Here is a 19480-nt window from a genome sequence, read left to right as displayed (position 1 = left end):
GTCGCCGGACGCATCGAAGGTCGCAGCATCGTCACGGAATAACGGGCAGCGTCCCGCGTACTCGCCGCGAGGATCCGGACATGCCGCACCGCCCCTGCACGCCCTCGCGCTCGTCCTGGCCGCTCGCCGCCCTGCTCCTCGCCTGCGCGACCCTGCCCGCCGCCGCCGTCGAGGGCGTGCCGGGCCCCTTCGGCGAGCGCCTGACCATCGACGACAAGGGGATCGCGCTCAAATTCCCCGACGACGCCGCGACCCTGCGGATCGGCGGGCGGCTCCAGCTCGATTTCGGCACCGGGCGGGTGCAGCAGCGCGGCTTCGGCACGGTGTTCGACACCCCGGTCGCGGTGCGCCGCTCCTGGATCGAGAGCTACCTGACGCTGGGCAAGGAGCTGGAGCTCGCCTTCCAGTACGATTTCGCCGAGCCGAACCGGCCGATCAACGACGCGGTCGTCGCCTACAAGGGCTTCAAGGACGTGATCGTGGCGATCGGCAACATGAAGGAGCCGTTCAGCCTCAACCAGTTGATCTCCGACAACAACACCCTGTTCACCGAGCGCTCGCTCGCCGACGCCTTCGCGCCGGCCCGCAACTTCGGCTTCGCCATCGGCACCCACGGCGAGCGCTGGACCGCGGTGACGAGCGTGTTCGGCGGCAACATCAACAACGCGGCCATCGGCGACCAGGGCATCGCCTCGACGAGCCGCGTCACCTACGCGCCGTGGCTGAGCAAGGACGGCTACGACGTCCTGCATTTCGGGCTCGCCGGCAGCTACCGCTCGCTGCCGAACGACGGCAGCGCGCTGACCCTGTCGAGCCGCTCCGAGGCGTTCCTGTTCGCGCGGCAATTCGTGAATACCGGGAGCATCCGCGACGCGACGAGCATCGGTCGCGTCGGACTGGAGGCCGCTTGGCAGACCGGGCCGTTCCGGCTCCAGGCCGAGTACATCCTGACGGAGATCGGCCGCTCTAGCGGGGCGCCGTCCTTCACGTTCCAGGGCGGCTACATCCAGGCCGGCCTGCTCCTCAACGGCAAGGGCCGGCGCTACGCGATCGCGCCGAAATACGCCACCGAGTACGCGGTGTTCGGCGGCGTGGAGGTCGAGGAGGCGCAGCGCGTCAGCCGCGGCGGCACCGGCGTGTTCGAGCTCGGGTTGCGCTACAGCGCCATCGACCTGGAGGACCGCACCATCCGCGGCGGCATCGAGCAGGACTTCACCGCCGGCATCAACTGGTATCCGGACCGCAACATCCGCTTCGTGTTCGACTATGTCCGCTCGCACACCTCACCGTCGCCGGCGAACCTGAACTTCAACCGTCGGACCATCGACGCGGACGTGTTCATCGGGCGGGCGCAGTTGTATTGGTGAGATATTTTTTTCTTTCGCAATGGGGGTGAACGCGCCCGACATCCTCCGGGCGAGACCTACGGCACCGCCGCGAACCGCGCCGTCAGGAAGCGCGGCCGCGCCGGCTCGGGCGAGGCCGCGAGGGTGAGGCGGGAGGGCTCCTCCGCCAGGCGCAGGCGCGAGAACGGCGACGGCTCAGTCTCGATCACCGGCAGCGGCACGAAGGCCGCCGCGACCTGGATCGGGTGGAGCGGGGCGGGCGGGCGCCGGCGGGCGGGGATCACCACCACCTCGCGCCCGGCCATCGCCAGGGCCTCGGGCCGGCTGACCTCGCCGAGGCCGGCCGGCACGATGAAGGCCGAGAAGGGGCTCGCCGCCGGGGCGGCCTCCGGGGCGTAGGCGACGGCGTTCGTCACGGGAGCCGCGGCGGCGGTGGTGGCCGCCCCGAAGGCCGAGGCGCGCTTCAGCATCGCGGTGAAGCTCGGATGCTGGCCGCCATCGGCGTAGGTGGTGCGCACCGCCTCGACCCCGCCCTCGACCAGGGCCTGGATGCGGGCCTCCTCTTCCGTGCGCCGCGCCGCCGCCAGGGCCTCGACCGCCGGGTCGGGATAGGGGGCGAACACGTAAGCCCCGCCCGCGACGTTCACCAGCGGCTCGCGCCCGGTCGCCTCGAACCGGTCCGAGCCTTCCTTGAGCTGGCGCCAGAAGGCGATGTGCCGGTCGGTGCGGTGGCGCGCCATGGCGCGGGCGGTCATCCGGAACGGGAAGGCCTGGAACTGGAACGCCGCCTGCCCGCCGGCGAGCGCGTCGCGCACCAGCGCGTAGATCTCGCCGACCTGCCGGTCGGTCATGGCGAAGCAGCCGGCCGACGAGCAGGTGCCGTGCACCATCAGGGCCGAGCCGGTGCCGCCATGCGCCCGGTCGTAGGCGTTGGGATAGCCGACGTCGAAGGAGAGGTAGTAGGCCGAGTTCGGGTTCAGCTGCCGCGCGGCGACCGGATAGAAGCCCTCCGGCGCCTGGCGGTCGCCGGCCCGGGTCTTGGGGCCGAGCTGGCCCGACCAGCGGCAGATCGGAAAGGTCTTGAGGTGGACGAAGCGGCCATCCGCCGCCTGCTTCCACACCTCGATCTCGGATTCCTGCTTGTAGGCCCGCAGCAGCACCGGCGCCGAGGGGGCGATGCCGCGCGCCGTCATCAGGGCGAGCGTCGCGGCCGGCACCGGGGCTAGGTGCTTCGGGACCGCCCGCGCGGGGAGGGCGCCCGCGATGAGCGCCGCCGAGACGCCGGCCGCGTACAGGATCGTCCGTCCCCGCAAGGCCATCCCCGTCGCTCCATCCTCGCCGGCGCGTGGCCTGCCACCGCAATGTGGCGGTTTTCGCGCGCGAGCCCGCCGCGGCGGCGAGCCTGCCACGAAAGACCGCGCGAATCGCGACCGGCACGAGGGTTTTCTCGGCCGGGCACACCCGTCCGCACAGCATTCTCAAGGTTTCTTTAATGTCGTGTTCGCTCCTGGCGCGCAGCATCGGCCGTCACGCCCCGCGACGGGGCCCCGGATGGACGGAGGCGGCGATGCCCGAGACCGGACGATCCTGGCTGCGGCTGGTGGATGAGGACGGGCCGGGGGAGGCCGCGGACGGGCCCCTGCCCGGGGAGGCCGGCCGGCGGCGCCTCGCCGCCCTGCAGGGCCAGTTGCGCAACCAGCTCGCGGCCCTGCGGGAGAACCCGGTCTCCGCCGAGGCGCGGGCGACCCCGAAGGGCGCCGCCGCGGCGGCCTCCCTCGACCGGCTGATCGTCGAGGTCACGCGCCTGGCGGAAGGCTGGGACCGCCTCGCGGCGGCCGTCGCCGCCCTGTCGGCGGGTGACGGGGAAGCCCCGGAGGAGTAGGATCGGGCTTCCCACCGGGATGCTTCGAACCACCATGGCCCCGACCATCAAGCTGCGACCGCTGGAACGCGAGGACCTGCTCTTCGTGCACCAGCTCAACAACAACGACAGCATCATGCGCTACTGGTTCGAGGAGGCCTACGAGTCCTTCGCCGAGCTGGCGCAGCTCTACGAGCGCAACATCCACAACCAGACCGAGCGGCGCTTCATCATCGCCACCCCGGAGAACGAGCGCGCCGGCCTGGTCGAGCTCGTCGAGATCAACCACCTGCACCGCTCCTGCGAGTTCCAGATCGCGATCCACCCGTCGTTCCAGGGCCGCGGCTACGCCCTGCGGGCGACCCAGATCGCGATGGACTACGCCTTCAAGGTGCTCAACATCCACAAGCTCTACCTGCACGTCGACAAGGACAACCGCCGCGCCATCGGCATCTACGAGGCCTGCGGCTTCGAGCCCGAAGGCATCCTGCGCGACGAGTTCTTCGTCAACGGCAAGTACCGCGACGCGGTGCGGATGTGCATGTTCCAGCCGGCCTACCTGGCGCGGCGCGGCGGCGGCGACGTCAACGAGCCGGTGCTGAAGACCTGACGATCGCCGCATGCCACCCCTGGCGCAGGCCGGCCCGGCTCCCCTATTGAGGGGGCCGACCGGAGCCCCCAGAGCCTTGCTGCGCGAAACCTACCACATCGAGATCGTCGGCCCCGAGGACGCGCCGGTCCAGCGCGCCTCGATCCGCACCACGGGCCTCGACGCCGCCCGCGAGCGGGCGTTGCGCCTGTTCCGCCGCGCCCGGGTGCCGCAACGCTCGGGGCCCTCGGCCGAGGCGGTGCGCATCGTCGACGGCGCCGGCACCGAGGTGTTTCGCTGGAGCGTGTGGGACGAGGGGATGGGCCGCGGGCGAGGGTAGGGCAACCGTCGGCTCGTCGATCGATCCCCGGGGATGCGCCCGGCACCCGATCGGTGCGCAGGGCCCGCGAGGGATAGCCGGTCTCGTGGGGCCGCGGCCGGTGGCCGCGACCCCGATTGCATCGCTGCGCGCCCGGTGAGCGTCCGGGGACCTACCCCGGACGCCCCCGGACGACGCCGCTCAGACGATGAAGCTGTCCTTGCCCTGCCCGGCCGCGATGCCCTGCAGCTCGATCGTGTTGCCGCCGCCGAGGTCGATCATCGCGTAGCCGTTGTTGCTCACCGCCCAGTCGTAGGACTGGCCGTTCAGGGCGATGCGGTCGCCCTGGGCGTAGGAGAAGTCCTTGATCAGGTCCTGGCCCTCGCCGCCTCCGAACACGAACCGGTCGGCCCCGGCGCCGCCGGTCAGCACGTCGTTGCCGGCATTGCCGGTCAGCGTGTCGTTGCCGTAGCCGCCCACGATGGTGTCGTTGCCGTAGCCGCCGTAGAGGAGGTCGCTGGCCAGGCCACCGGTGATCTGGTCGTTGCCGGCATCGCCGAACAGCACGACCGTCGAGGTGTCGCTGTCGTAGCCGATCACGTCGTCGCCGTCGCCGCCGTAGACCCAGTCCGACCCCTCGCCGAGGCTGCCCCGGATGGTGTCGTTGCCGCCGCCGCCGTAGATCGTGTCGTTGCCCTTGCCGCCCCGGATCGAGTCGTTGCCGTCGTTCGCGCCGGTCGCCTTGTCGTCGTCGCCGTAGATCACGTCGTTGCCGACGCCGCCGGTCAGGAGGTCGTTGCCGGCATTGCCGTAGATCGTCGAGGCGTCGAGATCGTTGCCGTACCAGACGGTGTCGTTGCCGAGGCCGCCATAGACCGTATCGTTCCCGGTATGGATCGGCGAGGCGCCGCCATCCGTGATGAGGTCGTCGTCGGCCCCGCCATCGACGAGATCGTTACCGAGGCCGCCCAGCAGCGTGTCGCGTCCCGCGCCGCCATAGAGCTCGTCGTTGCCGGCGCCGCCGTAGATCACGTCGTTGCCGGCCTCGGCCCGCAGCACCACGCGGTACGGCGCACGGACGAAGTCGAAGACGTCGTCCTGGTCCGTTCCGGTCACGGTGTCGAGATCACTTCCGGTCACATATTGATAATTGGACATCCCCCACTCCATTCTTGATTTTATGGAGGAGGGCCAATGAAGATCGGATTACGACAAAATTATGAGCAGGATTAAATGCCCGATAGAAGTGGCTGGATTGCCACAGATCAGCGTGATCTTGCGCGCGGCGCCGGCACGGTGGATCCGGACAGGTAACGGGCGGTCTCACGCCTCGAAGAACTGCCGCCGCCCGGAGGGGGCAGGCCTCATACGACTTCCGACCGATTGCTTCAGGCGATCCTGCCGGATCGCATTCGCAATGCGGAAGTCGGCTTCGCTCAAGCGCGTGAAGCCCACGGCTTCACCGCGCGGGCTCGTGATACGGGATCCGAAAGGAATTTCCGGATCCCGTATCACCCGCTCCCCGGCCCGGTCCGCGCCGCCAGTTCGTCGATCAGCCCCTGGAGCGAGGCCGGCACCGCGTCGTTGACCCGGTCGGCGTACATGTTGCGCAGGAGGCGGCCGATCTCGTTCAGCGACACGCTGCCCTTGACGATCACCCGCTCGGTGTCGCGGCCCAGCCGCTCCTTCTCGGCCGGGGTGATGTCCTTGGCGGTGAGCACCACCACCGGCACCTCGGCGCCGTCGGGCCGGGCGCGCAGCCGCGTCAGGAAGGCGAAGCCGTCCATCACCGGCATCATCAGGTCGAGGAGGATCAGGGAGGGCCGGCCCTCGTCGAGGCGCTGGAGCGCGACGGCGCCGTTCTCCGCCTCGCGCACGGTCCAGCCGTCCCGGGACAGGCTGCGGCGCAGGCGCTCGCGGGCATCCGCGTCGTCGTCGACGAGCAGCACCGTGCCGGGGGAATCGGCCGGGCGGTAGCGCTCCATCAGGCCCTTGAGGTGGTCCCAGTCGATCGGCTTGACCAGGTAGTCGGTGGCGCCGAGCGCTCGGCCGAGGCCCTGCTCGGCGACCACCGAGGTCATGATCACCGGGGTCGCGGCGAGGTCCGCGTCGCTGCGGATGGCGTGCAGCACCGACCAGCCGTCCATCCGCGGCATCTCGATGTCGAGCAGGATCGCCCGGGGTTTCAGCGCCCGGGCAAGCGCCAGGCCGGCCCTGCCGTCGCTCGCCGTGCGGACGCGAAACCCCTCGCGCTCGAGGAAGCGCGAGAGAAGGTCGCGCGCCGCCGGGTCGTCGTCGACGAGGAGCACCACGTCGTGGCGCGCGGCCTCGGCCTTGGCCTCGGCGAGCGCCCGCTCTTCCTCCGGCGTCGGCTCGTCGTCCTGCGCCGTCAGCAAGGCCGGCAGCCGGATGGTGAAGGTCGCGCCCTCGCCGTGGGTCGAGGTCACGGTGATGTCGCCGCCCATGCGCCGGCAGAAGGCGCGGGTGATGGCGAGGCCCAAGCCCGTGCCGCCGAACTGCCGGGTGGTCGATTCGTCGGCCTGGGCGAAGCGCTCGAACAGGCGCCCGCACTGCTCCGGCGTGAGCCCGATGCCGGTGTCGGTCACCGCGAAGGTCAGCCAGTCGGCACCCTGGTCCTCGTCGCGCCGGGCCGAGAGGGTGATGGTGCCCCCTTCGGTGAACTTCGCCGCGTTGCCGAGCAGGTTGACGAGGCACTGGCGCACCTTGCCCTGGTCCTGGCGCATGGCGCCGATCTCGTCGGGCACGTCGAGGACGAGGCGGTTGCGCTTCTTGCCCACCAGCGACTCGGTCGCCGCCACCACGTCGCCGATCATCTCGCGGACGGCAAAATCCTCTGCCGCCACGGTCATCCGGCCGGCCTCGATCTTCGAGATGTCGAGGACGTCGTTGATGAGGCCCAGCAGGTGGCGCGCCGACGCCTCGATCTTGCGCAGGTCCGGCAGCAGCTCGGCCTGGCCCAGATCCTCCAGCTCTTCGGCCAGCATCTCCGAGTAGCCGATCACCGCCGAGAGCGGGGTGCGCAGCTCGTGGCTCATGTTGGCGATGAACTGGCTCTTGGCGCGGTTGGCAGCCTCCGCGGCGTGGCGGGCGCGGTCGATCTCGGCCTCGGCCTCCTTGCGGTCGGTGATGTCGACATGCATGCCGACCCACTCGCGCACTGCCCCGTCCTCGGCGAGGACGGGGGCGGCCCGCACCTCCATGTGGCGCCAGGCGCCGTCGCGCCGGCGCATCCGGTACTCGATCTCGAACGGCGTGCGCGCCTCGACGGCGCGGGCCCAGGCGTCGGCGGCGCGGCCGCGGTCGTCGGGGTGCACCGCCTCGACCCAGCCCCAGCCCTGGCACTCCTCGTCGCTCTGCCCGGTATAGGCGGTCCAGCGCCACTGCCCGATCGAGAGCTCGCCGTTGGCATCCGCCGACCAGATGATCGCCGCGGCGCTGTCGACGAGGGCGCGGAAGCGATCCTGGGCGTGGCGCAGGCGCTCCTCGGTGGCGCGCCTGCGGGTGATGTCGGTGTTGGTGCCGTACCAGCGCACGATGCGTCCGGAGGCATCGCGGAACGGCTGGGCCCGGGACAGGAACCAGCGGAAGACCCCGTCGGCGCCTTTCAGCGGAAAGGTGTCCTCCCACGGCTCGCCGGTGGCGAAGGCGCGGCGGAAGCGCGCCTCGACCCGCTCGAGGTGGTCCGGGTGGTGGACGGCGCGCCAGCCCCAGCCCTGCATCGATGCGAGGGTGGTGCCGGTGTAGTCGTACCAGCGTTGATTGTACCAGACGATGGCGCCGTCGGCCTCGGCGATCCAGGCGAGCTGCGGCAGCGACTCGGCGAGGTTGCGGTAATCGTCCTCCCGCAGGGCGCCCTCGCTCATCGGGAGGCGGCCGGGTGGATGGGCAGGGGCAGGCGGTCGGGCATCCGGGGCGCTCCGTCACGGGGCGTCACGGCCGGCCCCGGCGACGGATCTATGCGGGGAGGCGCCGGCTTCCAGTGCGCCGCCTTGCCGTAGGGTCTCGCGGCGAGATCTTGCCGCGCGGGCCTCAGCCGAACTGCTCGCGCAGGATGCGCTCGTCCATACCCTGGCCGGGATCGTGCAGCATCACGAGGTCGGTCGAGCGGTCGAGCTGGGTCTCGACCCGGGCGACGCGGCGGAACTCGGTGTGGTCGGCCACCGCGGCGACCGGCCGGTATTCCGGGTCCTTGACCTCGATGCGGATGCGGGCGTGGTTGGCCAGGAGCACGCTGCCCTGGCGCCGCGGCCGGAAGGCCGAGATCGGGGTGAGCGCGATGAGCTGCGAGGAGATCGGCAGGATCGGCCCGCCGACCGAGAGGTTGTAGGCGGTGGAGCCCACCGGGGTCGCCGCCAGCACGCCGTCGGCGATGAGCTCCGGCAGGCGCACCTGGCCGTCGATCGAGATCCTCAGCTTGGCGGTCTGGTGGGTCTGGCGCAGCATGTAGACCTCGTTGACCGCCCGCGCCGTGTGGGTGAGGCCGCCGACGTCGGTGGCGATCATCAGGAGCGGGTGGACGATGCTGCGCTGGGCCACCTCCAGCCGCTCGATCAGGTCGTCGAGGTGGAACTCGTTCATCAGGAAGCCGACGGTGCCGCGGTTCATGCCGTAGATCGGCTTGCCCGTGCCCATGAAGCGGTGCAGCGCCTGGAGCATCAGCCCGTCGCCGCCCAATCCCACCACCACGTCCGCCTCCTCGGGCGGCACGTGGTCGTAGCGCTGCATCAGGAGCTCGGCCGCCTCGCGGGCGTCAGGCGTCGGGCTCGCGATGAAGGCGATCTGGTTGAAGCGCCGCGCCATGAGGGGTGTCCCGACCACCGTGAGAGACGGTCCCTTAGCGCCTCCCGTGGCGCGAACGGCCGCCGGGCCGTCGCCGGCCGCGTCGGGAGAGGCATAGCACGCGGGGGCGGCGTCTCGTCCAGCGGTCGGCGGCTCTCAGGCGAGATCCAGCCCCCATTGCAGCGGCACGAACTCGTAAGCGGCGCCGGCCTTCGCGATGTGCCCGGCGGCCGGGAAGGGGGCGTGGTAGAAGGCCACCGGCAGCCGCTCGTCGGCGATCAGCCCCAGCATCCGGTGGCGGGTGGCGCGGGCCTGGTCGGCATCCATGTCGAACAGGGCCGACCAGTCGGGGTGGCGCACGAAGAGGGCCGGGTGGTTGGTGATGTCGGAGGCGATCAGGAGCCGCTTCCCCCCGGATTCGAGCCGGAACGAGGTGTGGCCCGGGGTGTGGCCGGGCGTGCCGAGCGCGGTCAGGCCCGGCAGCACCTCCTTGTCCCAAGGGTAGCGCTCGACCTTGAGGCCGGAGCCGAAGGTCTTCTGCACCGCGCCGAGATTGGCCTTCAGCGCCTCGGGCGGGTTCGCCATCCGGCCGTCATCCATCCAGAAGCGCCACTCGGGCTCCGGCACCAGCACCTGGGCGTTCGGGAAGGTGGCGGAGCCGTCCTTGCGCTTGAGGCCGACGATGTGGTCGGGGTGGAAGTGGCTGATCACCACCACGTCGACCGCGCCCGGATCGATCCCGGCCAGCGCCAGGCCGCGCAGAACCCCGCCGGTGCCGGGCGGGCCCTGGTCGGCGAAGCCCGCATCGACCAGCACCCGCTTGCCCCCGAGGGTGAGGAGGAGCGGCGTGAAGGTGATCGGCAGGGTTTCGGTCGGCAGGAAGGCCTGGGCCAGGGCGCCCTGCACCTCGGGGAGGGGAGCGTTGCGCACGAAGCCCGCGTCGAGCGGGCGCTTCACCCCGCCCTCGTGCAGGGCCGTCACCGTCGCCTCGCCGACGCCGTAGCGGTAGACCCCCGGCAGGTCGCCGGCAGGGGCGGATCCGCCGCCGGCAAGGCCCGGCGCGCTGGCGAGGACCGGGCCCGCGAGGACGCCTCCGGCCATGAGGGTGCGGCGGTTCATCGACATGCTGGGCCTCCCTGTGCGTCTGCCCTGCGCAGCTAGAGCGCGGTCCGCGGAAGGGGATGGGTCCCGCACGCATTAAGTCACGCACGATAGGGCGGCGCGCCGCGGTCGTGTACCGTGGCGGCGAATCAACGAAGGGCCTCGCCGCCATGCGCCACAGGATCGCCTCGCTCGGCACCACTCTCGTCACCGCGCTCCTCGTCATGGCGGTCCCGCGGGAGGCCGCGCTCGCCGCCTCGCGGGCACCGGTCGCCGCCGCGCACGGCATGGTGGTGACGGCGCAGCACGAGGCGACGCAGGTCGGCGTCGACGTGCTGAAGCGGGGCGGCAACGCCATCGATGCGGCGGTCGCGGTCGGCTACGCCCTGGCGGTGGTCTATCCGGCGGCCGGCAACCTCGGCGGCGGCGGCTTCATGACCATCCAGCGCGCCGACGGCAGCCGGACCTTCCTGGATTTCCGCGAGAAGGCGCCGCTCGCCGCGAGCCGCGACATGTTCCTCGACAAGGACGGCAACGTCGTCAAGGGCGCGAGCACCAAGAGCTTTCTGGCCGTCGGCGTGCCCGGCACCGTCGCGGGCCTCGAGGACGCGCTGGCGAAGTACGGCACGCGCCCCCGCGCCGAATTGATCGCCCCGGCGATCAGGCTGGCGGAAGAGGGCTTCACCCTCGAGCAGGGCGACGTCGACATGCTGGCGACCGCGACCGAGGATTTCGGCAAGGATCCGGCCTCGGCGAAGATCTTCCTCAACCAGGGCCGTCCCTTCGCGGTCGGCGAGAGGCTCGTGCAGCCGGACCTCGCCCGGACGCTGCGGACGATCGCCGAGCGGGGCCGGGACGGGTTCTACAAGGGCGCGGTCGCCGACGCGGTGACGGCGTCGAGCCGGACGCAGGGCGGCCTCATCGTCCAGGCCGACCTCGACCGCTACAGGACCCGCGAATTGCCGCCGGTCGAGTGCGACTACCGCGGCTACCGGGTGATCTCGGCCCCGCCGCCGAGCTCGGGCGGGGTGGTGATCTGCGAGATGCTGAACATCCTCGAGGGCTACGACCTCGCCAAGCTCGGCTGGGGCTCGGCGCAGGCCGTCCACTACGAGATCGAGGCGATGCGCCACGCCTATATCGACCGCAACACCTACCTGGGCGATCCGGACTTCGTGAAGAACCCGGTCGACCGGCTGACCGACAAGGCCTACGCGGCGAGGATCCGGGCGGCGATCGACCCGCGCAAGGCCGGCGTGTCGGCCGAGCTGAAGCCCGGTACGGCCCCGCACGAGGGCAGCAACACCACGCACTACTCGATCGTCGACGCCCAGGGCAACGCGGTCTCGGTGACCTACACCCTCAACGACTGGTTCGGCGTGCGGATCACCGCCGAGGGCACGGGCGTCCTCCTCAACAACGAGATGGACGACTTCACCGCCAAGGTCGGCGTGCCGAACATCTACGGCCTGCTCCAGGGCGAGGCCAACGCCGTAGCCCCCGGCAAGACGCCGCTGAGCTCGATGAGCCCGACCATCGTGACGAAGGACGGCAAGCCCGTCCTGGTGACCGGCACGCCCGGCGGCAGCCGGATCATCACGGTGGTGCTGCACAGCATCCTCAACGTGATCGATTACGGCATGAACATCCAGGAGGCGACCGACGCGCCGCGCCTGCACAACCAATGGATGCCCGACGTGACCAACGTCGAGCGCTTCGCCCTGTCGCCGGACACCCGCGCGATCCTGGAGGGGATGGGCCACAAGTTCGGGCCGGCCCAGCCGGCCAACCACCTCGCGGCGATCCTGATCGGCGCGCCGACGCTCGGCGGGCAGCCGGTGGGGGCGTTCCGGTACTACGGGGCCAACGACCCGCGGCGGAACACGGGCAGCGCGCAAGGGTATTGAGGAGGCGCCGAGCGTTCGGGGAGCCTCGTTCGAGGCTCCCTCCGGGCGCATCGGAGCGCTATCCCAGCATCTCGCGCACCAGCGGCGCCACCTTGGTGCCGTAGCGCTCGATCGAGCGCATCGACCGGTCGTGCGACAGCGGGCCGGCGCTGTACTTGAGCTGGAACCGGCCGAGGCCGAGCCCCTTCACGGTCGCGGCGATCTTGCGCGCCACCGTCTCGGGGCTGCCGATGTAGAGCGAGCCGTGGTCGGCCTCGCGGTCGAATTCCTGGCGCGTCATCGGCGGCCAGCCGCGCTCGGCGCCGATGCGGTCGCGCATGCGCTTGTAATCGGCGAAGAACTCGTCCCGCGCGCCGGCATCGGTCTCGCCGACATAGCCCGGGGAGTGGACGCCGATCGGCCGCACGGTCCGCCCGAGCTGCGCGCAGGCCCGGTGGTAGAGGTCGACGTAGGGGCGGAAGCGCTGCGGCTCGCCGCCGATGATCGCGAGCATCAGGGGCAGGTCGTGATGCACCGCCCGCACCACCGAGTTCGGGCTGCCGCCGACGCCGATCCAGGTCTTGGGCGGCGTCTCCGGCGTCGGGAAGACCGACTGGTTCTCGAGCGGCGCCCGGGTGGTGCCCTGCCAGGTCACCGGCCCGCCGGCGAGCAGCGCGGCGAACAGCTCCAGCTTCTCCTCGAACAGGGTCTCGTACTGGTCGAGCGGGTAGCCGAAGAGCGGGAACGACTCGGTGAACGAGCCGCGGCCGAGGATCACCTCGGCGCGGCCGTTCGAGAGCCCCTGCAAGGTCGAGAAGCGCTGGTAGACCCGGACCGGATCGTCGGAGCTGAGCACCGTCACGGCCGAGCCGAGCCGGATGCGCTCCGTGCGCGAGGCGATCGCCGCGAGCACCATCTCGGGCGAGGACACAGCGAAATCCTCGCGGTGGTGCTCGCCGATGCCGAAGAAGTCGAGCCCGACCTGATCGGCCAGGACCGCTTCCGCGACGACGTCGCGGATGACCTGGCCGTGGGGCACGGGCTCGCCGTTCCGGGCGGTGACATCCCCGAACGTGTCGAGGCCGAATTGCAGGGCGTGTGTCATGAGCGCCAAGATGGACGCGGGCGCTCGCGTTTGAAATGCGCAAGGACGCAAGGATAGGCTTGCAGCCGCGCATGGGAGGATCAGAGCCGGAACAGCCCGAGGGCGTCCTGCAACGCATCCCTCGTCGCGGCGGTGACGGCCTTGACCGCGCCGCGCTGAAAGGGTGCCGAAGAACGAACGACCGTGCCCACCAGACGGCGGCATCGGTCGTGACAGGTGACGACGGCCGCTTCCTTAACGGAAGTGCCACCAAGTGGTCGCGCGGGGGGAGCGGCGGTCGGTCATCACCGTCACGCTCTACGGGACGGTCGCGTCCCGCTCAAGCGGGATCGAGACCTGCGGCCTGCGGCGCGTCCGCCTCCGCCAGCTCCTCCACCCCCACCCACAGGTTCCAGGCCGGCGCCAGGCTCCAGCCCGCCAGCCCCACATGGGCCTGCGGCATCCGGTAGTGCAGCACCGGGCGCGGGCTCACCTTCTCGTCCGGCGGCAGGGCCGCCCGCACCCCGGCCTCGTCGCGGTGGGCGAGGATCGGCAGCAGGTCGAGGCCGCGGTGGCGGGTCGGGTTGGCGGCGAGGTAGTCGCGGGCGAGCGCGTCGAGGTCGGGCCGGTAGCCCGGATCGAGCACCCGCGCAGCGTACGCCGCGGGGAAGGGCGGCGGCAGGCCGCGGGCGGCGAGGAACCCGCCCATCGCGGTGGCCCGGCGCAAGCTCGCCTCCTGCCGCAGGTAGGCCCGCAGCAGGCCCGTGAGGGTCGCGGCGTCGAGGTCCGGCGGCTCGACGTTGAAGTGGAGCCCGAGCGAGCCGAGCAGCACCGCCCCGCGCCCCCGCCCGCCGGCGCCGTGCAGCAGGGCGGCGAGGCGGTCGATCTCGGGCAGGCGGTCGAAGGCGAGGGGGCCGGTGATCACTTCCCGTGGCACCACCGGCGCGAGGAAGGCCGCGAGCGTGCGCCCGGCGGCGCGCACCGGCAGACGGGGGACGGTCCCCTGCACCGGCATCCGACGCTGCGGATGGGCGGCGCGCAGGTCGAGCTCGACCCGGATGTCGCCGAGCGCCGTGCCCTCGACCCGGAAGGCGTGCGGATCCTCCTCGGCGATGCGCCCGCCGAGGCCGGCGGCGAGCGCCGCGGCGGCGACCCGGGCCGGGGGCCCCATGAACTCGATCTCGACGCCGACGCGGCGCGGCGCCCCGTCGGCCCGCAGGGGCCGGGGCGGCAGGCGGAACTCGGCCATCGGATACTCCGTCATGCGAAACCCGCTCACGACGCCACGGTCAAGGAAACGGGTTCGAGGCCGAACAGGTCCGGACAATCCTCCTCGCCCGGGCGGCGCGGCAGGCGGCGGGCAGGCGGCGCGGCGGGGCCGAGGATCCGCATCACCCGCTTCGAGACCGCGACGGACAGGTTCTCGCGCTTGGCCCGGGCCTCGATCCGGGCGAGCGCGTTCATCGCCGGGCCGAGCACGGTGAACTCGGCCCGCAGGCCGTCGTCGAGCACGCCGACCAGCACCTCGCCGGCGTGCAGCGAGGCGGTCAGCGCCAGCGGCGGCAGGTCCTGGCGCCGGCGGGTCTCGTTCATCGCCCGCATCCGCGCCTCGATCTCGCGCACGCAGGCGAGCGCCGCCGCGGCTTGCGCGGCCGGCGCGCCGTCGACGAACTGGGCCAGCACCCCGTCGCCGACATACTTGTCGACGAGGCCGCCATGCTCGGTGACCGCGGCGTGGGCGAGCGCCCGGACCGCCAGCAGCCAGTCCAGCACCCGGGCCTCGCCCCAGCGCCGGGTCAGGGCGGAGAAGCCGCGGATGTCGAGGGCGAGCAGGCAGGCGTGGCGGGGCTGGAGCGCCGTCGGCCCGTCGCGGCGCACGAGATCGATGCCGGCGGGCACGAAACGCGCGAGCGTCGCCCGCTCGTGCTCGAGGCGCAGCATCGCCGCCACGCCGCGGCGCAGGCGCAAGGCCCCCTCGATCACGAAGGCCCCCGCCACCAGGAAGGACAGGAGCCCGAAGACGTGCGGCCCCGCCGGCGGCAGGCCGAGGCGGGGATCGACGAGGCCGAGGCCGAGCGCCCCGGACCACACCCCGGCGACGAGCGCGACGAACACCGCGGTGTGGCGCGGGCGCAGGGTGAGGCCGGATTCGAGCAGCAGCAGGAAGGCCGGCAGCCGGCTCGCCAGGGTGCCGGGCTCGTCGGCGCCGTCCGCCGCCGCCATCATGTATTCGAGCACGATGTAGGCGGCGAGCGCCGCGTCGAGCAGGGTCGTGATCCAGGCCAGGCGCTCGCTGTAGCGCCGACCCGCGGTGAAGGCGAGCCAGAGCGAGGACGCGGCGTAGCCGGCAAGGATGAACCAGTGGCTGCCGGCATGCAGCACGCCGTCGCTGAGATAGGCCGAGATCGCCAGCACCCCCAGCATCACCAGCCGCATCGCCAGGACGCGGGTGGCCGTGCCCGCCGCGAGACCGGCGGCCAAGCCGCTCTCGTCCCCGGCGGGGCGGGGCGCCGCGCCCCGGTGCGGCGGGCTCGGAGGTGGTCTGCTCATGCGGGGGCCATCATCGGGTCCAAGCCTTACGCGCGGCAGGCGGACGCGTCGAGGCCGGAAGGGACGGGCCCGCCTCCGGCGAGGTCCCGGATCGGGGGACGCCGCCGCTGCCCGGGGCCGAACGGGCCGAACGGCCCATCGTTCCGCGTGGACGGTGCCCCTTGCGGTGACTAGCGTCGCACGCCATCTCCTGACCATCCATTTGGATGGTCAGGAGATGGCGATGACCGAGAACGTGCGCGAGCTGCGGCCCAGGGGGTCGGCGCCGAAGCTGCCCGACAGCGAGAAGCTGACGGTCAATCTCGGCTTCGTCGATCTCGGCCGCATCGACCTGATGGTGCGGGACGGGTTCTACGCCAACCGGGCCGACTTCATCCGCACGGCGGTGCGCAACCAGCTCGACCGGCAGGACGAGGCGCTGCGCCAGTCGGTGGCGCGCCGCCAGCTCAGCCTCGGGCTCACGCACATCACGAAGGCCGAGCTGGAGGCGGCGCGGGATGCGGGCACCCCGCTCAGCATCCAGGTCCTCGGGCTCGCCAGCATCGCCGACGACGTGACGCCGGAGCTCGCCCGCGCGGCGATCGCGGCGATCCACGTGCTCGGCGCCTTCCACGCCAGCGCCGCCGTCAAGGCGGCGCTCGCCGACCGCATCGCCTGACCCCCCATTCCGCACAGGACCACGATGATGAGCGAATTCAGGAATTTTCCCCCGGGCGGACCCTTCGCGGGCGGCCTCGGCGCGAGCGTCGACATGGCCGAGGTGACCCGCCTTACCCGCGCCGGCCGGCTGACCGAGGCCGTGGCGCTGATCCAGGGCCGGCACGTCCAGGAGAAGACGGCGGCCGAGCCCAAGGCGGCGGAGCCCGCCCGCGCGCCTGCCCCCCGGGGCACGGAGCCCGCCATCGACCTCGTGGCCCCGGCCGAGCCGGGCGGCGCCTGGACGGTCGCGGGCGAGGCCGGCGCGGGAGAGCCGTCCGATCCGCCGCGGGCCAGGCCCGAGGCCCTGCGGGACGTGTCGGAGACCTTGCGGGGCATGTCCGAGGCCCTGCGGGACCTGCCGGAGGCCCTGAGGACCTTCCGCCCGCCGGCCGGGCTGGGCGGCCTGCTGCGCGAGGGTGCCCTCGACGGGTTGAGCGGCAGTCTGGCTGGCAATCTGGCGAACGGCCTCGGCGAGGGCCTGAAGCCGCGCCGGCCGGTGCCGGTGCCGGAGGGCGCGCGGTTCGAGGAGCGCAGCTTCTCCAGCCCCGCGGGCAACCGGACCTACAAGGTCTACGTGCCGAGCGGCCGGGAGGGGCAAAGCTTGCCGGTCGTGGTGATGCTGCACGGCTGCACCCAGGACCCGGACGACTTCGCCCTCGGCACCCGGATGAACGATCTCGCGGAGGCGCAAGGGGTCATCGCCGTCTATCCGCGCCAGGAGCGCTCGGCCAACGCGCAGAAATGCTGGAACTGGTTCCAGCCCGGCGACCAGGGCCGCGGCGCTGGCGAGCCGGCGCTGATCGCCGGGATCGCGAAGGCCGTGGTCGAGGAGTTCGGAGCCGATCCGGCCCGGGTCTACGTCGCCGGGCTGTCGGCCGGCGGCGCGGCGGCGGCGATCCTGGCCGCGACCTATCCGGACGTGTTCGCGGCGGCCGGCATCCATTCGGGCCTGGCCTGCGGCGCGGCCCGCGACATGCCCTCGGCCTTCGCGGCGATGGGGCAGGGCGGCGGCGCCCCGCCGCGGCAGGGATCATTCGTGCCGACCATCGTCTTCCACGGCGACGGCGACCGGACCGTGAACCCGATCAACGGCGAGCGGGTCGTGGCTCAGGCGCTGCCGGGGGCGCCGCTGCGGGAGACGGTGACGAAAGGACGTTCACCCGGCGGGATCGCCTATACGCGACGGGTCCACACGGACGCCGAGGGGCGAGGAGCCGTCGAATCGTGGGTGCTGCACGGGGCCGGCCACGCCTGGTCCGGCGGCAGCCCGGACGGCTCCTACACCGAGCCGCGCGGGCCCGATGCCAGCGCCGAGATGCTGCGGTTCTTCCTGGAGCACCGCCGCACCGCGCCCGCTTGAGCCTCACGCCTTCGGGGTCGAGACCCGCAGCAGCAGCGCGACCGGCAGGAGCCCGACCGCGACGATCAGGAGGGCGGCGACCGCGCCGTCCTCGTAGGTGCCTCTCGCCGCCTCGCCGTAGAGGTGGGTCGCCAGGGTCTCGACGTTGAGCGGGCGCAGGATCAGGGTCGCGGGCAGCTCCTTGACGCAGTCGACGAAGACCAGGAGGGCGCCGCCCAGGATCGCCGGCCAGGTCAGCGGCAGGTGGACCTGCGCCAGGGCGCCAGCGGGATTGCGGCCGAGCACCCGGGCGGCGTCGCCCAGCGAGCGCGGCACGCGGGCGAGGCCCGCCTCGCTGCTGCCGGCGGTGACCGCGAGGAAGCGCACGACGTAGGCGTAGACGAGGGCCGCCCCGGTGCCGAGGCCCATCGCGGCGAGCGGAGCCCCGACGAGCGCCCGGCTCACGGTATCGAGCAGGCCGTCGAGGGCGGCGAGCGGCGGCAGGAGGCCGATCGCCAGGATCGCGCCCGGCACCGCGTAGCCGAAGGTGGCGCAGCGCAGCAGCGCTTCGCGCCAGCGCCCGCCCAGCAGCCGCGGGCCCGCCGCGACCACGAGGCCGAGGCCGGTGGCGATGAGTGTTGCGAGCCCGGCATAGAGCAGGGTGTTCAGGCTCTCCGACAGGATCGCCCCGGACAGGCCGGCGAAATGCAGGCGCCTGGCCGCCTCGACGGCGAGGTAGCCCGCCGGCGCCAGGAAGCCGAGGGCGACCGGCACGAGGCCGAGGGCGAGGGCCGTCAGCGCCGCCGGGCCGGCGAGCCATTTGCGCGCCATCCGCCGCGGGCGCTGCGCCGCTCCGGCATAGCCGCGCCCGCGCCGGGCCCGGCGCTCGACCGCGATCAGGCCGAGGCAGGCGGCGAGCATCACGAGCGCGAGGCCCGCGGCGCCGGGCAGGTCGGAGCGGTTGACCCAGGTGTCGTAGATCGAGACCGTGAGGGTGCGAACGCCCAGGAATTCCGCTGCCCCGATGTCGTTGAGCGCCTCGAGCAGGGCGAGGCTGGCGCCCAGCGCGATGGCGGGGCGGGCCAGCGGCAGGGCGACCCGGAGAAACACCGAGGCCGGCCCGGCCCCGAGGCTGCGCCCGGCCTCGACCAGGGTCGCCGACTGCATCAGGAACAGCGCCCGGGTCGGCAGGTAGACGTAGGGGTAGAGCACGAAGCCCAGCAACAGGATGCAGCCCGGCAGCGAGCGCAGGTCCGGCAGGATCAGGTCGCGCGGGCGGGCATAGCCGAGGAGGGCGCGGATCGCGGTCTGCACCGGGCCGACCGGGTGCAAGAGGTCGAGATAGGCGTAAGCCGCGATGTAGGTCGGCACGGCCAGCGGCAGCAGCAGCGCCCAGTCGAGCAGGCGCCTTCCCGGAAACTCGTAGGCCGCGACGAGCCAGGCCGCCCCGGTGCCGACCGTCACGACGACGATCCCGACGCCGGCGAGCAGAAGCCCGGTCTCGGCGAGGGCGGGGGGCAGGACGTGGGCGAGGAGGTGGGGCCAGAGCCCGCCGGAGCCCTGCAGCGCCTCGACGCCGAGGGCCGCGACCGGGGCGAGGACCAGGAGGGCGGTGAGGCCGGCCACCAGCGTCCAGGCCCGGGGCCAGGGGCCGTGCGACCGCCCGGCCGCGGCGGGACGCGGCCGGGGAGGCCGCGTCGTCTGGCGCACGGCCGCGGGCGGGCCCGACGGCACGAAGGCTCTTCCCTCCACGGTGGTCGTTCGCTCCGGTCGGCTGCGTGGTGATCGATGGGCTTTCTGCCCGATCCGTCATGTCGGGCTGAAGCGCGAGCTTTCCCCTCTCCCCGCGGGGCGGGGAGAGGGGCAGACCCGCGCTACTTCTCTCTATCGGGCCGGAGCACGCGGA

At 72.5% G+C, this 19480-nt stretch carries 16 protein-coding genes; 7 read left to right on the top strand and 9 right to left on the bottom strand.

Going from position 1 to position 19480, the window contains the following annotated elements:
- The first annotated feature begins 80 nt into the window (after positions 1-80).
- Positions 81-1367: an OprO/OprP family phosphate-selective porin gene (locus ACS5PV_RS26460; RefSeq protein ID WP_455398318.1), complete on the top strand. Its 1287-nt coding sequence runs from the start codon at positions 81-83 to the stop codon at positions 1365-1367.
- A gap of 56 nt (positions 1368-1423) precedes the next feature.
- On the opposite strand, the gene ACS5PV_RS26455 is transcribed toward ACS5PV_RS26460, so the two are convergent.
- The gene (locus ACS5PV_RS26455; protein ID WP_455398317.1) at positions 1424-2665 is read right to left on the bottom strand and encodes a L,D-transpeptidase family protein; all 1242 of its coding nucleotides are present in this window, start codon (positions 2663-2665) and stop codon (positions 1424-1426) included.
- A 248-nt stretch (positions 2666-2913) separates the two neighbouring features.
- Here ACS5PV_RS26455 and ACS5PV_RS26450 point away from each other — a divergent pair, with 248 nt between their 5' ends.
- The 3 genes from ACS5PV_RS26450 to ACS5PV_RS26440 all read left to right on the top strand — a co-directional run bounded on the left by ACS5PV_RS26450 (position 2914) and on the right by ACS5PV_RS26440 (position 4136).
- On the top strand, positions 2914-3228 hold the full coding sequence (locus ACS5PV_RS26450) for a hypothetical protein (protein ID WP_455398316.1): 315 nt from the start codon (positions 2914-2916) through the stop codon (positions 3226-3228).
- 34 nt (positions 3229-3262) lie between these two features.
- Positions 3263-3817, top strand: a complete 555-nt coding sequence (speG, locus tag ACS5PV_RS26445) for a spermidine N1-acetyltransferase (RefSeq protein WP_455398315.1) — start codon at positions 3263-3265, stop codon at positions 3815-3817.
- A 79-nt stretch (positions 3818-3896) separates the two neighbouring features.
- Positions 3897-4136 carry a hypothetical protein gene (locus tag ACS5PV_RS26440; RefSeq protein WP_455398376.1) on the top strand — a complete coding sequence of 80 codons (240 nt, stop codon included), beginning with the start codon at positions 3897-3899 and terminating at the stop codon, positions 4134-4136.
- 180 nt (positions 4137-4316) lie between these two features.
- Here ACS5PV_RS26440 and ACS5PV_RS26435 read toward each other — a convergent pair whose 3' ends face one another.
- From ACS5PV_RS26435 to ACS5PV_RS26420, 4 genes are all read right to left on the bottom strand, one after another.
- Positions 4317-5231: a calcium-binding protein gene (locus ACS5PV_RS26435; RefSeq protein WP_455398314.1), complete on the bottom strand. Its 915-nt coding sequence runs from the start codon at positions 5229-5231 to the stop codon at positions 4317-4319.
- Positions 5232-5626: 395 nt separating this feature from the next.
- The gene (locus ACS5PV_RS26430) at positions 5627-7999 is read right to left on the bottom strand and encodes a response regulator (RefSeq protein WP_455398313.1); all 2373 of its coding nucleotides are present in this window, start codon (positions 7997-7999) and stop codon (positions 5627-5629) included.
- A gap of 166 nt (positions 8000-8165) precedes the next feature.
- Positions 8166-8936 (bottom strand): NAD kinase, encoded by a 771-nt coding sequence (locus ACS5PV_RS26425; protein ID WP_455398312.1) that lies wholly within the window; start codon positions 8934-8936, stop codon positions 8166-8168.
- A 135-nt stretch (positions 8937-9071) separates the two neighbouring features.
- Complete coding sequence (locus tag ACS5PV_RS26420) at positions 9072-10040, bottom strand: MBL fold metallo-hydrolase (protein ID WP_455398311.1); 969 nt, start codon at positions 10038-10040, stop codon at positions 9072-9074.
- 146 nt (positions 10041-10186) lie between these two features.
- Between ACS5PV_RS26420 and ggt the strand changes: the two genes are divergently transcribed.
- Positions 10187-11923, top strand: a complete 1737-nt coding sequence (ggt, locus tag ACS5PV_RS26415; RefSeq protein WP_455398310.1) for a gamma-glutamyltransferase — start codon at positions 10187-10189, stop codon at positions 11921-11923.
- Between the two features lie 58 nt (positions 11924-11981).
- Here ggt and ACS5PV_RS26410 read toward each other — a convergent pair whose 3' ends face one another.
- The 3 genes from ACS5PV_RS26410 to ACS5PV_RS26400 all read right to left on the bottom strand — a co-directional run bounded on the left by ACS5PV_RS26410 (position 11982) and on the right by ACS5PV_RS26400 (position 15536).
- On the bottom strand, positions 11982-13007 hold the full coding sequence (locus tag ACS5PV_RS26410) for an LLM class flavin-dependent oxidoreductase (protein WP_455398375.1): 1026 nt from the start codon (positions 13005-13007) through the stop codon (positions 11982-11984).
- Positions 13008-13326: 319 nt separating this feature from the next.
- Entirely contained in the window at positions 13327-14250 is a 924-nt protein-coding gene (locus ACS5PV_RS26405) for an amidoligase family protein (RefSeq protein ID WP_455398309.1), read from the bottom strand.
- Positions 14251-14261: 11 nt separating this feature from the next.
- A complete protein-coding gene (locus ACS5PV_RS26400; protein ID WP_455398308.1) occupies positions 14262-15536 on the bottom strand; it encodes an adenylate/guanylate cyclase domain-containing protein in 1275 nt (424 codons plus the stop codon).
- 223 nt (positions 15537-15759) lie between these two features.
- Here ACS5PV_RS26400 and ACS5PV_RS26395 point away from each other — a divergent pair, with 223 nt between their 5' ends.
- Together ACS5PV_RS26395 and ACS5PV_RS26390 are read left to right on the top strand one after the other, a co-directional pair.
- Positions 15760-16194, top strand: coding sequence for a CopG family transcriptional regulator (locus ACS5PV_RS26395; RefSeq protein ID WP_455398307.1), 435 nt, complete (start codon positions 15760-15762; stop codon positions 16192-16194).
- 27 nt (positions 16195-16221) lie between these two features.
- A complete protein-coding gene (locus ACS5PV_RS26390) occupies positions 16222-17595 on the top strand; it encodes an extracellular catalytic domain type 1 short-chain-length polyhydroxyalkanoate depolymerase (RefSeq protein WP_455398306.1) in 1374 nt (457 codons plus the stop codon).
- A gap of 3 nt (positions 17596-17598) precedes the next feature.
- On the opposite strand, the gene ACS5PV_RS26385 is transcribed toward ACS5PV_RS26390, so the two are convergent.
- A complete protein-coding gene (locus ACS5PV_RS26385; RefSeq protein WP_455398374.1) occupies positions 17599-19200 on the bottom strand; it encodes an ABC transporter permease in 1602 nt (533 codons plus the stop codon).
- Between the last annotated feature and the right edge of the window lie 280 nt (positions 19201-19480).

It is taken from the genome of Methylobacterium sp. Gmos1, assembly GCF_053764715.1.
This window is presented reverse-complemented; position numbering and strand designations above follow the sequence as displayed.